Origin of the sequence: Coprothermobacter platensis DSM 11748 (genome assembly GCF_000378005.1) — a bacterium.
In the GTDB taxonomy this organism is placed as follows: domain Bacteria; phylum Coprothermobacterota; class Coprothermobacteria; order Coprothermobacterales; family Coprothermobacteraceae; genus Coprothermobacter; species Coprothermobacter platensis.
Genome location: NZ_KB899040.1, coordinates 339,600 through 352,971 on the forward strand (window position 1 = coordinate 339,600; position 13,372 = coordinate 352,971).

The 13,372-nt window shown below is 42.0% G+C and carries 15 protein-coding genes and 1 tRNA gene; 13 read left to right on the forward strand and 3 right to left on the reverse strand.

What is annotated here, in order from left to right:
* Nucleotides 1-9: 9 nt before the first annotated feature.
* The 9 genes from plsX to D890_RS0101910 all read left to right on the forward strand — a co-directional run bounded on the left by plsX (nt 10) and on the right by D890_RS0101910 (nt 5,121).
* On the forward strand, nt 10-1,002 hold the full coding sequence (gene plsX / locus D890_RS0101870; protein ID WP_018962839.1) for a phosphate acyltransferase PlsX: 993 nt from the start codon (nt 10-12) through the stop codon (nt 1,000-1,002).
* The gene (locus D890_RS0101875; RefSeq protein WP_018962840.1) at nt 972-1,220 is read left to right on the forward strand and encodes an acyl carrier protein; all 249 of its coding nucleotides are present in this window, start codon (nt 972-974) and stop codon (nt 1,218-1,220) included. The genes plsX and D890_RS0101875 overlap by 31 nt, the downstream gene beginning before the upstream one ends.
* The gene (locus D890_RS0101880; protein ID WP_018962841.1) at nt 1,217-1,993 is read left to right on the forward strand and encodes a radical SAM protein; all 777 of its coding nucleotides are present in this window, start codon (nt 1,217-1,219) and stop codon (nt 1,991-1,993) included. Before D890_RS0101875 ends, D890_RS0101880 begins: the two co-directional genes overlap by 4 nt.
* Nucleotides 1,993-2,853, forward strand: a complete 861-nt coding sequence (locus D890_RS0101885; RefSeq protein ID WP_018962842.1) for a nucleotide-binding protein — start codon at nt 1,993-1,995, stop codon at nt 2,851-2,853. Before D890_RS0101880 ends, D890_RS0101885 begins: the two co-directional genes overlap by 1 nt.
* Entirely contained in the window at nt 2,846-3,622 is a 777-nt protein-coding gene (locus D890_RS0101890; RefSeq protein ID WP_018962843.1) for an inositol monophosphatase family protein, read from the forward strand. The genes D890_RS0101885 and D890_RS0101890 overlap by 8 nt, the downstream gene beginning before the upstream one ends.
* 112 nt (nt 3,623-3,734) lie before the next feature.
* A complete protein-coding gene (locus D890_RS07940) occupies nt 3,735-3,881 on the forward strand; it encodes a hypothetical protein (RefSeq protein WP_018962844.1) in 147 nt (48 codons plus the stop codon).
* Nucleotides 3,882-3,915: 34 nt separating this feature from the next.
* A complete protein-coding gene (locus tag D890_RS0101900; protein WP_245533167.1) occupies nt 3,916-4,293 on the forward strand; it encodes a DUF996 domain-containing protein in 378 nt (125 codons plus the stop codon).
* A gap of 111 nt (nt 4,294-4,404) precedes the next feature.
* A tRNA-Gln gene (locus D890_RS0101905) sits at nt 4,405-4,479 on the forward strand.
* A gap of 24 nt (nt 4,480-4,503) precedes the next feature.
* Nucleotides 4,504-5,121, forward strand: a complete 618-nt coding sequence (locus D890_RS0101910) for a DUF996 domain-containing protein (protein WP_018962846.1) — start codon at nt 4,504-4,506, stop codon at nt 5,119-5,121.
* A gap of 36 nt (nt 5,122-5,157) precedes the next feature.
* On the opposite strand, the gene D890_RS0101915 is transcribed toward D890_RS0101910, so the two are convergent.
* A complete protein-coding gene (locus D890_RS0101915) occupies nt 5,158-5,976 on the reverse strand; it encodes a MerR family transcriptional regulator (protein WP_018962847.1) in 819 nt (272 codons plus the stop codon).
* A 59-nt stretch (nt 5,977-6,035) separates the two neighbouring features.
* On the opposite strand from D890_RS0101915, the gene D890_RS07510 reads away from it, so the two are divergent.
* Nucleotides 6,036-7,391, forward strand: coding sequence for an MATE family efflux transporter (locus D890_RS07510; RefSeq protein ID WP_051073660.1), 1,356 nt, complete (start codon nt 6,036-6,038; stop codon nt 7,389-7,391).
* 36 nt (nt 7,392-7,427) lie between these two features.
* On the opposite strand, the gene D890_RS0101925 is transcribed toward D890_RS07510, so the two are convergent.
* Both D890_RS0101925 and D890_RS0101930 read right to left on the reverse strand, forming a co-directional pair.
* Entirely contained in the window at nt 7,428-9,830 is a 2,403-nt protein-coding gene (locus tag D890_RS0101925) for an adenosylcobalamin-dependent ribonucleoside-diphosphate reductase (protein WP_018962849.1), read from the reverse strand.
* A 3-nt stretch (nt 9,831-9,833) separates the two neighbouring features.
* Complete coding sequence (locus D890_RS0101930) at nt 9,834-10,298, reverse strand: GatB/YqeY domain-containing protein (protein WP_018962850.1); 465 nt, start codon at nt 10,296-10,298, stop codon at nt 9,834-9,836.
* 111 nt (nt 10,299-10,409) lie between these two features.
* Here D890_RS0101930 and D890_RS0101935 point away from each other — a divergent pair, with 111 nt between their 5' ends.
* The 3 genes from D890_RS0101935 (at nt 10,410) to D890_RS0101945 (ending at nt 13,363) form a co-directional block, all read left to right on the forward strand.
* Nucleotides 10,410-12,038, forward strand: coding sequence for a uridine kinase family protein (locus D890_RS0101935; RefSeq protein WP_018962851.1), 1,629 nt, complete (start codon nt 10,410-10,412; stop codon nt 12,036-12,038).
* Between the two features lie 175 nt (nt 12,039-12,213).
* A complete protein-coding gene (locus D890_RS0101940) occupies nt 12,214-12,840 on the forward strand; it encodes a redox-sensing transcriptional repressor Rex (RefSeq protein ID WP_018962852.1) in 627 nt (208 codons plus the stop codon).
* Nucleotides 12,830-13,363 (forward strand): ferredoxin domain-containing protein, encoded by a 534-nt coding sequence (locus D890_RS0101945; RefSeq protein WP_018962853.1) that lies wholly within the window; start codon nt 12,830-12,832, stop codon nt 13,361-13,363. The genes D890_RS0101940 and D890_RS0101945 overlap by 11 nt, the downstream gene beginning before the upstream one ends.
* Nucleotides 13,364-13,372: the final 9 nt, after the last annotated feature.

The window sequence follows — 13,372 nt, forward strand, 5'->3', positions numbered from 1 at the left end:
CACAAAATCATGAAAATAGCCCTTGATCTCATGGGGGCTGATCAGCCAGCTGGTGTACTGCTGGAAGGTGTTTACCGTTATGCGCGTGACCATCGAGAGGATGAGCTGTTAGCGCTAATTACAAAGGATGAAGTGCTTCGCGATACAGACCTGATAAAGCCTGTCTATTGTGAAGAAGTAATTAAGCAAGAAGATCCTCCTACGGTGGTGCTCAAGAAACGTAGAAGCAGTATGTGCATAGGCTTAGAAATGGTTGCTGACGGCAGTGCTGACGGTGTGATCAGCTTTGGTAATACGGGGGCTCTGGTCATTGGCGGAGTAGCTTATGTGAAACGCTTAGAAAATCACATGAGACCTGCCATATGTATTGCTATGCCCTCTGTTTCAAGTGAAACATGGGTTTTAGTAGATGCCGGGGCGAATGCTGAGGCTGACCCAGAAGATTTAGTAGATTTTGCAGCTTACGGGTCTGCTTACTTTAGGTCACTACAGGGGCATTCGCCTCGTAAAGTCGCAATTCTAAATGTGGGGAAAGAAGATCACAAGGGTTCTAAGCTTATCCAGGATGCTTCTAAGCTCATGAAACGTATGCCAGAGTACGCGGGTTTTGTGGAACCTGATGAAATACTTTTGCCTACCGTAGATGTTGTAGTAACTTGGGGATTACTTGGTAACGTGTTTCTAAAAACCGCAGAAGGTGTACTGGATATTGTAAAAACTGTTGTGAAAAACATAAGTGAGCAAGGAATAAGGCAAAAACTAGGTTTAGGTCTTATTAAGAACGATTTAACAGGGGCATTTAAAAAGTTCGATTACAGAAGCTATGGTGTTAGTCCCATACTTGGTTTAACGGGAAATGTGTTAAAAGGGCATGGGAAAAGTGATCCTGAAGCGGTATATAATGCTCTACGAACTGGTAAATTGCTCATGGAACGAGATACTATCGGTTCGGTAAAGGAGGAACTTATAAGGTGGAGAGAGAAAAGATCTTCCAGGAGTTAAAGAACATTCTACGCGATACAGTGGCAGTGGATGATGAAAACGTTACCATGGATTCTGACTTAGTAGCCGATCTAAATTTGGACAGCCTGGATTTAGTTGATCTTGCTCTCAGTGTAGAGCAAGTATTTGGCTTTGAATTCAACGACGAACAGTTGAAGGATATAAAAACTGTCAAAGACGTGGTTGATATCATAGAATCATATCTTTATGCTCGATGAGAATCTACCCTGTTTTTCTTTCTCACGCTGGTTGCCCTCAGCGGTGTGTATTTTGTAATCAACATGCTGCTGAAAAAGTAAAACCCTGGCAGCAAAGCGTAGAGGAATCAATTGCTTACATAGAGAAAAGCAATCTGGTTTATGATGAGGTGGCTTTTTATGGCGGTACGCCCACCTCATCGTTATCTTTTATATCAGATTTATTAGAGCCTTTTCAACCATTTATTGAGGCAAATAAAGTAAGAGGCATAAGATTGTCTACACGTCCAGATGAGCTGGACAAAACAGTGGTAGCAGCATTAGTTGATTACCATGTGACCACGGTGGAACTGGGCGTTGAGAGTTTTTCTGATGAAGTGCTGGATGCTTGTGGACGAGGTTATCATCGTTCTGACGTTTTGAGTGCTTACGAACTTGTAAAACCGCATTTCAATGTGGTTTTACAAATCATGGTTGGTTTACCTAAAGAAACAGAAGAAGACAGACGCTTCGCCATTGAGTATACCGTGGATTTACATCCCTGGGGCGTAAGGTATTTCCCAACATTGGTTCTGCGAAATACGGTCTTGGAAAAGATGTATAAGGATGGATACTACAAGCCACTTTCTATGGATGAAGCTATTCATTGGTCGAAGACGGCTTACAATAGTTTTAAGAATGCTGGTATAAGGGTTCTCCAAGTGGGGCTTCACAGTTCAGAATTCTTAACTGATGAACTTGTGGCGGGCCCTTACGTTGGCAATTTTGGCGAGCTGGTTAGGAGTGATTTTTAGTGGGACTTTTTGACAGTTTTAAATCTCTTTTTCATCAGACTGTCCTCAAAATGCAAGGCAAAGCGCTTACGCCTCAGCAAGAGGAAGAGCTGCTTTCTACTCTTATTTCCTCTGATTTTAGTTTAAAAAAGGCTCAAACGCTTTTAGAAACTATAAGAGAAAAAGGCAACAGTACGGATGTGGTGAGGGAAGTGCTTTTAAACTCAGCACCCCCGTTTGAGCCCTTGAATGATACTTCTGTACCATCTGTGTTTTTCTTGATCGGCGTCAATGGTGTCGGGAAAACTACCACAGTTGCTAAGCTTTCTCACATGTATGCAAGTAAAGGGAAAGATGTCGTTGTTGTAGGCGCTGATACATTTAGGGCAGCAGCTCAGGATCAGCTTAGCACATTAGTTCAGAATATGCCTGTTACATATGTGGGCGGGGACAGGGGTTCCGACAGTGCATCTGTTCTTTACAAAGCATTGTCAGAACATTCTCATGCGTCGCTGTTCTTAGTTGACACTGCTGGTCGAATACATACATCAAAAGCACTTATTGATGAACTGACTAAGCTTATCAAAGTAAGCAAGAAATTTTCTTCAGATTATCCACAAGAAATCCTATTAGTACTTGATGGTACTCAAGGTATGCAAGGTTACAGGCAAGCTATATCTTTTGTGAAAGGTGCTCCCATAACAGGATTGGTACTAACAAAGATGGATAGTACGGCTAAGGGTGGCATGATTTTTTCCATTTGGGATGAACTAAAGATACCTGTTAAATTACTTTGTTTTGGACAGCAATTGACGGATATTGACTTTTATACTCCTGAAAAGATAGTAGATGCCATATTAGGAGATGACTACAATGCATGACGAGATATGGGCACTTCAAACAACTATGGTGCATGCTGTGGAGCTTGCCTTACAAGAGATATGGAAATACTGGTATACCCCTGTAACCTGGGAAGAGAAAGGAACTGATGATCGAGTAACCTTCTTAGACAAACAGATTGAGAACAAAGTCGAGCGTTTTCTGCGAGAACGTACAGGATATGGCTTTATGGGTGAAGAGTATGGATTACGTAGTGAAGGAAAACGTAGGTGGGTTTTAGACCCCATTGACGGTACAGTAAACTTTACCGTAAGGTTACCGCTTGTGGCAGTGTCTTTGGCACTCATGGAAGATGACGAAGCCATTATGGGTGCCATAGGCGAGGTTGCAAGCAAGCGCGTTTATTGGTCTGATGGAAACCAGCTCTATCGCGGAAACGTTGCAATACAGAATAGCCGTTATGTGAAGAGTTTAGATGAGGCGTTTGTTGGTTTGGGAACGCCGAGAAAAGACGACCCTTATGGAGCAAAGTACGGTGTTTTTCTTTCTGATCTACAGACAAGAGCAATGCGCCTTAGAATACTCGGTTCAGCGGCTCTCGGTTTGACTTATGTGGCTACAGGTGCGCTGGATGCATGTTTGATTCCGCGCTTCGAGCTCTGGGATGTGGCCGCAGGCAGATTATTGGTAGAAGCAGGTAAAAGTGTGCTTTATCAGTATGAACCCAACGCTGTTTTGATGGCCGCACGTACTCCTGAACTGTTATATGAACTAAAACAGCTTTGGGAAAGTATATATTTTGGCAAATAGTGGTAATCCTCTAATAGAGAGGTAAATATTCGTAACTATCGGAGAGTACTTATCTCAATGGTTAATATGCTGGTAATATCGAGCCAGCATGTTCGAAACGGAGGATAAAAACATGGTGGATAGAAAAATGGAAAGAGCAAGAAGGATCGGGGGCATTGGAACCGTTTTTTCTCTGATGTTCTTCATACCCGTGGTGGGTTGGATTATCGGGCTAATCGGCTTAGTGCTACTGTTTTTTAGCTGTACAGGAAATTGTTAAGGACTCCAAACAAGAAGGCGCCGAGAAACGCTTACTGGCAGCGGTAATCCTTGATGTTTTGTCGGGTATTTCCCTGGTATTGATAGCCATTATATTCATGGTAACTATACATCAGGAAGCGAGCTTTGGATGGCGTGGTTCTTATAACAACATATTCCAACTAGGTTTTGCTTCTCTTGCATTGATCATACCTTATTTGTTAGGAGTTATTTCTGGTTTGCTTTATAGGGACGCTTTCCAGCGAGTTGAAGAAACAACAGATGTTGCTAACTTTAAACTGGCAGGCAACCTAATTATGTGGGGCAAAATATTGAATATTGTCCTTGTAGGACCTTTTGTGGAGCTAATCGGTAGAGCACTTTTAGTAGCCGCTTTTTTGCAGCTCCCTGATACACTGCAACCTAAAGAGTAAAATCCCTGCATATTTTTTAGAAGAGGGAACCTTTTGATTCCCTCTTTTTTGTTATCTTCCTTTAATGGCCTTGTGCGTGGTAAAATATTTCTTGCCAAGTGTTTTTTTGCTTGGGGGATCGTCTAATGGGCAGGACACAGGACTTTGGATCCTGGAGTGGTGGTTCGAGTCCACCTCCCCCAGCCAATTAGGCAATGGGGGGTGAAACGTGTGCAAAACAAAGAGGTTTTCCTCTCACGGTTATTAGGTGAAATTGGCGCCATTATCTACGTCATATCACTGGCCACATTGAATGTTAATCTTCTTATCGTAAGCTTGGTTCTTTTGCTTATCGCCTTGGAAGGAATTCAGAAAATCAGCAGGCAAAAAAACATGACAGCAACTTTCGTCATAGCCATGATTTTAGACATTGTGGGAGCAATGGCACTTTCGTTTGGTTATGTTATCGTCTTATCAACATTTGGAATGGAATCGTATGCAGGCAATTTCAATTGCACAGGTCCTTGGTGCAACTTGTTGCTTTCCAATCCATTTGGTTATATCCGTCACCCATTTGTATGGTTTAAAACCGTTGGTACCATTGCTACCTTGCTTGGCTACGTTTTGAGCATCATAAGTGGTTCCCTTTACAAGAATTTCTACACTAAACTGGGCAATGCGTTTAGCATCGACAGCTTCAAAAGAGCGGCAGGATGGATTTACTGGGGTAGAATACTAAGCATTGTTTTTGTGGGCATCTTTGCAGATTTCGTTGGAAGATTTTTCTTAGCTATCGCTTTTTCCAATTTGCCTGATTCACTACCAACACATTACGAAGAAGCTGTATAGCTTTTGCCGCTGACACTGGGTAAGCTGTATGAAGTATTAACGCTCAGGTTTTTCTTTTTGTACGGGAATTTGAATTTCCGTTAGAAATTCTTCAGAAAGCCTTGTTTCGTGGATGTCAATGCGGTAAAACTCCAAAGCAGGCCCTTGGATAGTGTAATTGTTCTGATGAATGAATTCGAAAAGCTGCCCTAAATACAACCTGCTTTGTGAATAAGGACCTCTGTACAATATGGAAGCATATTCTCCATCATTCAAGGTAATATCTCCATTTTCTTGATCAGGTATGATGGTAAAAACGGCTTCGTACTCGTTATAGATGCCATTCTTTATACTGTCCATATCGTAGATAGCGCCTATTTTAGGATTTCCCAATATATAAAATTCACCATGGTCTTTCTGCATACGTTTTACGAGAAAGTCTACTTCTTCGTCTCTGGTGATTTTTCCGTGAAGTATCAAAGCGTGCCTTTTTTCAATCCTAACTATGCGCGGAATAAAAAGTTCTTTAATAGAAATCGTGTTCTTGATATTTTCCAAACGTTTGTTGAGTTCGCTTTTGATCAGCTCAAGTTGTTGAATTCTTTCATCGATTAATGTTATTTCCTGTTCAAGAGTAGCAGTGGTCGTCTGAATCGATCTTCCATCTATGTACTGCTTTATCATTTCCATAGAAAAACCCAGAGAACGCAGTTCTTTTATGATGTTCAGTTTCCATATGTCGCTCAATTGATAAATGCGATAATTGTTTTCGCCACGGGTGGGGCTAAGAAGCCCAAGTTTTTCATAGTACATGAGAGAATCTCTTCCGATACCATATAATTTGGATATTTCCCCAATGGTGTAATAACTTTCCATAGAAACCTTCTTTCGCGCTTGACATTAGTATTGTACCAAGGTTTAAAGTAAGAATTGCCATGGAAAGAAAAGGAATAATACATAACCAGTTTTTAAGATTTGTTGTCCCTTCCATCTTGTCGATGTGGGTATATTCGCTTTATACCATGGTGGATGGCATGTTTGTGGGACACGGTGTGTGCCCAGATGCTTTGGCTGGTGTTAACATTGTTGCGCCCTTTGTGAATTTGATATTTTCCATAGGAGTTGTCTTTGCTACAGGGGCATCTACACTTATCTCTATTGAGCTGGGCAAAGGTCATAGAGAACAGGCGAACAATATCTTCAGTACGATAACTTTGATTGTTATTCTGATAAGCGTTTTTCTGGCATTGGTGACGCTATTCAACTTAAAGAGTATAATTTCGCTCCTTGGCGCTCCGGAAGACGTTTTCCTTTTCTCTTTTCAATATCTGCGTATCATTGTTATATTTGCGGTATTTCTTATACTCTCTTATTTCTTTGAACTGGTGGTAAAAGTGGATGGCTTTCCGGGTTTAGCCATTGCGGGGGTACTGCTCTCAGGGATAGCAAACATTGTTTTAGATTACCTTTTCATAATGCAATTCGGGTGGGGCGTTACAGGAGCTGCTGTAGCCACAGGCATTTCGCAAGTAGCTGCCACATTGTTTTACATTTTTCATTTCTCCCGTGGACACTCGAACTTGCAATTTGTGAAACCACGTATGCCCCGTGAAATAGTTCGTAAGTCCATTGCTATAGGCTTATCCGCGGGTATCATGGAGATTTCCAGCGGTCTTGTAACTTTCATTTTCAATATGGTAATAGGGCTTAAGCTCGGTAGTGATGGACTGATCAGCTTTGGCGTTATTTCATATATAAACCAGTTTGTTTTTATGACTGTAACGGGCATTAGCCAAGGTTCGCAGCCACTAATCAGTTTCTATTTTGGCAAGAGGGAGCAGAAGGCAGCTTCTGAGGTTCTACATCTTGGTATGGTCTACGTAACTGCGGTAGGTGTTGTGGCTTTCGTGATTTGTAACGTTCTCACGTCGCTATTGGTAGGTTTGTTTTTAGACATGCATGATGACCTGGAGGTATTTACGGCGACGTTGCTACCATTGAGATTATTTTCACTATCATTTCTATTTGTGGGATACAATGTGCTTTTTGCCTCGTATTTTTCTTCGGTGACGAAGATAGGAGAGAGTGTTGCCGTTACGGTGCTTAGGGGGCTCGTATTTGCTTTGTGCTCCATGGCTATTTGCATATTGTTTTTGGGTAATTTAGGCATTTGGATATCGCAGTTTATTTGTGAAATAGCTACATCAATATGCATCATGATCATGTTAAGAAGGCAACCTAATTGGAAACACATTTCACAAGAAAGGGAGGAAAGAAAAGTTCCAAGCTAAATTTTCTTCCTCCCTCAAAGGATCATTTAAGCAATGTTATCCGCATTTACTGTAGCCGCAGTTAGGGCAGGTGAGACACCCTTCTTCGTTCAACATGGGTGTACCACATACTGGACACAAGCTTATGCCCTCACTGCTTAGAATCTCTTGTACTCTTTCATCTCCGTAAATTGCTTTCATGGCATCGATCTGTTCTTTATCAAGTTTCGGAACCTTATGGTTGTTTTGACTGTGGCTTCTTTCTTCATTAACACCCAAGGAGAATATGGGTGTAGCGCTTTTCAGCCCATTTCCGAGGATATTAAGCCCTTTATTAACTGCCTCTCTAAGGGACAAAGCTATGCCGTGTGCAGTGCTTCTTAACCCTTCAGGTGATAGTTTATAACTCACAGGATCCACAGGTTGCGTAAGCTGGTCAACGATTTCATCCAAAGGAATGCCATATTGCAAACCGATGGACACAAGGCGTGCTATGGCTTCAATCTCTGCGGGAGCCACAGAACCGCTCACATTTGTGAAAACTTCAATGGGGCGACCGTTTTCGTCGACATTTACCGTAACGTAGAGAGTTCCGGTACCTGTTCTGAACTTCTTGGTAAAACCTGTGAGCACTTCGGGCCGTTTGGGGAAAATACGCTTTGGCTTGCCAACTTCTACGTTTTCTTCAATGGCGCTTTCGCCTTGCGATGTGCTGGACGGTGCGTTCAAAACTTGCAAATCTAATGATTTATCGCGGTAAACGGTTATTGATTTTGCACCAAGTTCATAAGCCAGCGCATATATTTTTTCTACATCTTCCACAGTAGCTTCGTAAGGTAAATTCACCGTTTTCGATATAGAACTGTCGATGTTTTCTTGCCATGCGGCTTGCATTCGCACGTGCCATTCTGGATCTACTTCCATCGCTGTAGGGAACACACTTTTCAATTCTTCAGGCAAATCCTCAATGCTTCTAAGTTTGCCCTCATTGTCAATGATGCGTGTTACAAGTTCTTCGCTATAGAGATTTCTTTGTTTTAGTATATCCAGAAGCGTGGACTGCACTTCCTTGAAATTGCCTGCTGTTATTTTTCTTTCAAAGGCAAGTGCAAAGTAAGGCTCAATACCGCTATTAACATTTGCCAAAATAGAAAGCGTCCCCGTAGGAGCGATGGTTGTTACAGCAGCATTGCGCATGGGCGTACCCATTTCTTTCCATTTGCTTCTGTCATAAAACTCGAAAACGCCTCGCTCCTTTGCAAGCTCCTGGGATGCAAGGTGCGACTTTTCTTTAAGGAAAGCGCCAACTTTGCGTGCTTCATCCAATGCTTCTTCGGAATCGTAAGGAATGCCAAGAAGTGAAAGAGCGTCAGCCCAGCCCATAACACCAAGGCCTATGCGTCTGGCTTTTTTAGCATAGTTCTCTAATTCGGGTATGGGGTAATCATTGGCTTCAATGACGTTATCGAGGAAACGGACAGCAAGTTTTATCGTTTCTTCAAAGATTTCCCAGTCCCATTCATAGCCGGAATCTGTCTCTTTAAGCATATGTTTTAGGTTGATAGAACCCAAGTTGCAAGAACCATAAGGTGGCAGTGGCTGTTCACCACAAGGATTAGTGGCTTCTATTTGGCCATCATCCAAATAATCTTCGCTGTTTATTCTGTCTATGAAGATAATGCCTGGGTCCCCTGTACGCCATGCATTTTCAGCAATTTTGTGCATCAATTCGCGTGTGTTTAATTCACCAATTGTTTCTCCTGTGTGAGGTGCTATCAATTTAAAATTAGCGTTAGCTTTGTAAGCTTCCATGAATGCTTCTGTTATCGCAACTGAAATGTTGAAGTTATGCAGTGGGCCTTTGCCACTAGTGTTTTCTCTTTTTGAATCGACAAATTCCAGAATGTCTGGGTGGTGAACATTCAAAACACCCATCTGGGCGCCACGTCGTTTACCACCTTGAGCCACTACATCTACCATAACGTCATAAATGTGCATGAATGACACTGGTCCTGAAGATTGCCCACCGCTGCTTTTTACTAATGATCCTTTTGGCCTAAGGCGGCTAAATGCATAACCTACGCCGCCTCCTGCTTGCATGATTTTTGCTGCATCCCACAATGTTTTGAAGATCCCATCTATGCTATCTTCCACAGGGAGCACGATGCAAGCAGACATAAAACGCCTGCCTTTGTATTTTTCATCTTTTGGCAAACCAGCATGGAACAGTGTAGGAGTATTTGGAAGGAAATTTCGTTTCCACAGCATGTCAAAGAAACGTTCCTCTATGGTTTGAATTTTGTCTTGATCAGCCCCCCAAACAGATTCTGCCTGCGCTATTCCGTGCGCTACTCTACGCATGAGCTGCTCTGGCGTTTCTATGGTATTCCCTTGCTCATCTTTCAAAAGGTAGCGTTGTTCCAATACCCTGAGTGCAGTTTCACTCCATTGAAGTTCCATACTTTATTGACCTCCGTTCAAATATGCCGCTAATTCTTCGTCCAGTATTTTTCCTACTAAAGCACCCTCTGCTTTGCCTTTCAATTCTTGCATTACAGAACCCATGATTTTACCACGTTCTTTTATATCTTTTGGTTGCATCTGCACTATGTGTGCTTTAATGACGTTTCTTACTTCTTCATCTGACATCATTTTTGGCAGATATGCCTCAAGCACTTCAAGTTCAGCCTGTTCTTTTTGAGCAAGTTCATTTCTTCCAGCCTTTTCATAAAGTTCAATAGCTTCTCTGCGTTTCTTTACTTCCTGCCTTATTGCTTGTAATACGTCTTCATCATCCGCTGTTTTCATTTTTTGAACTTCTATATTTTTTACGGCGGTAAGCACAGAACGAACGACTTCCAATCTCAGGGTATCTCGGGCTTTCATATATTGTTTCAACTCATCTTGTAATTGTTCTTTTAAACTCATTTTTTGCCCCTCCTTTATTTCCATAACTTAAATATAAGACACACTCCCCAATAACACTTAAAGAATATATTATTCTTATATGATACCGTTTTAAGCGGGAGATGAAATGCTATGGTTCATTACCTTTCTGTAGAAGGACTTTTCAAGTGTGAAGTGGAAGATGGACAGCCATTTTGGGATGCCATAAGCACGAACGAGCAGTACCGTTCAATATTGGAAAAAGAAGAAGCCGTGGCTATTCACTTAGGGAAAGATATATTGCCTCTACAAGCGCCTGTAAAAACGGATGGAGCTGTGCGCCTTGTCAGACGAGATAGCGTGTTAGGCCAACGCATAGTGGAAAAGATGTGCTTATTCTTGGTAGGGATGGCTGCTTACAGGTTATTTGGTGAGAAATATATGGAAATAAAGTATTCCTATGGCTCTGGCATATTCTGTTCCATGGAACAGCCGCTAAAGGATAGCGAAGTAGATGCACTCAATAATGAAGTGGAAAAGCTTATAGAAAAAAACGTTCCTATAAGTTGGGAACCTACTTCCTTAAATTCATCCATATTATCATCTTCATTCGTTAGGGGTAAGAGCAGCCTGTTGAAATATCCGAAGGTAGAGCATCAGCTCTTCTACAGTCAAGGATATGGGGAAATATCGTGGCTTCCCATTCTGCCCAGTTCAGGTATGGTTAGAAAAGTCAATGTCATAAACTACACGCCTGGCTTTGTGGTGGTGCCAGAAGGGAATGTTTTCGAAGAAATACCAAAACTATTCCAAGCCTTTTTCGAATACGACCAGTGGTTAAACGTTCTGGGTATTAGAGATGTGGGCGATATAAATGCGTTGGTTCAGAGCCGTGAGATCATTGAACTTATAAAGGTTGCAGAAGCGCTACATGAAAAGCGTATTTCTTATATCGCTGATGAGATTTCTAAAAGAGAAGCAAAGCTTGTGCTCATCGCTGGCCCATCGTCTTCTGGGAAAACGAGCTTCTCTAAGCGCTTGTCGATTCAGCTTAGGGTAAATGGGCTGAGGCCTGTCTACATGGGCACTGACGATTACTTTGTGCCAAGAGATTTGACACCCAAAGATGAGAACGGTAATTACGACTTTGACTCCTTGAATGCTTTAGATTTGCAGACCCTCGTACAAGATATAAACAAACTTTTGAATGGTGAAGAAATTGAGGTAAAAAAGTATGATTTTGTAAAAGGTGTCCGCATAATTCAAGAGAAGAAAATGCGTTTACCCAGTAATGGTGTATTGGTCTTAGAGGGAATCCATGCTTTAAATCCCAAAACTACTTTGGGCGTGCCAGCACATGTGAAGTATAAGATTTATGTGAGTGCATTGGCGCATTTGAATCTGGATGAAGTAAACAGAACGTATACGACCGATGCACGTTTGGTTAGGCGTATGGTTCGTGACAGTTTCTACAGAGCATATCTTGCTGAAGAAACACTCCGTCAATGGCCTTTGGTAAGACGTGGTGAGGACAGGAACATATTTCCATATCAGCAGGAAGCGGATGCGTTCTTTAATAGTGCGCTACCATATGAGCTTCTCGTACTCAAGCCTTTCGCTGAGCCCATGCTTCAACAGATACCCGAAACCTTAAAAGAATATGCCGATGCTTGGAGGCTTAAACGTCTATTAAGCTATTTTGACACATGTGAGTCCGCATTTGTTCCCAACACCTCTATTCTGCGTGAGTTTGTGGGGGGAAGTGCCTTTGATGTTTACTAACGCATGAGGCTGACAATGTTCTGGAAAACGGTATAAACAGTGGGCAGTACTTTATAATTGAAATAGGGCTGCTCATCACGATATGATGGCAGACATCTTTAATGGTATTGGTGTTTTCAGTTTAAATGTGTTTTCCGTATGTATATGAACAAGTTAAAAGGAGGATGATAGCCATATGATACCTTGGGTTGTTCTTGAAAGGCTTTATCTTTATTATTCTTATGTGGACTCTCTACCGCCAGAGATAAATTGGGTTTCTTCCCAGATGTTAGGAGAAGCTTTGGGCATATCTCCGGATTTAGTCAGAAAAGACATGACATACTGCGAAATAAAAGGAAAACCCAGGCAGGGTTATCCTGTTCCTGAACTAAGGAACTATCTTAAAAAGCTTTTGAAACTGGATACGTCAGTGAATTCGGTTATAGTTGGGACAGGTAGACTTGGCTCTGCACTGGCAAACTATGAGGGATTGAAGAAAAGCAACATGCATGTTGTGGGACTGTTCGATACCGATCCGAAAAAAGTTGGCACTACGTTGGGTGATCTAACGATCATGCATTTAGGTAAGATGCATGACTTTATTAAAGAAAATGACGTTGTGTGCGGTGTAATAACTGTTCCGGCTCATAGTGCTCAACAAGTATGCGATCTGTTAGTGGGTGCTGGTGTTAAGGCAATATGGAACTTCGCTCCGGTAGCTCTTAAAGTGCCTGATGGTGTCTATCTGCGGAGTGAGAACATCGTTCAAGGTTTTGTTCTGCTGCGCATTAGCTTGCTTGAGGCAAACCAACATGGATCGTAAAGAAATAGTTGGCGAAAGTTTACACGTATCCGGTGTGCTGGCAGCTCAAAAAATGCTCACTGCGCCGAAGGGTTTAGGTCGTGATAGCATTGACGTCATGCTCATAGAGGATGAAAAAACACTGTCGAAAATATTGGAAGAGGCAAAACAATTTCAAGAAAAATGGCCATTTTTTGACAGAGACGCTCATACGCTTGAAGGCAAAAAGTTTATGATCCTTTTGGCATTCGCAGAAGATAAAAAGCCTGCTAACCTCAATTGTGGTTTATGCAAAGCAGACTGCGATGCTGCTCGCGAAGGAAAGACTTTTTGCGTGTTTTCTGCCATGGATTTGGGCATCGCATTAGGTGTTGCGGTGGATGTATTCAATGATTTTGGTGTAGATAATCGGATACAATGGACTCTTGGTGAAGCTTGTAAAAGCCTTGGCCTTTGCCCTGAAGGAAGCGTTGCCATTGCCATACCTATGAGCGTAAGCAGTAAAAACATATTCTTTGATAGGCTATGGTGGAACAGGAAGTGATGATTCATT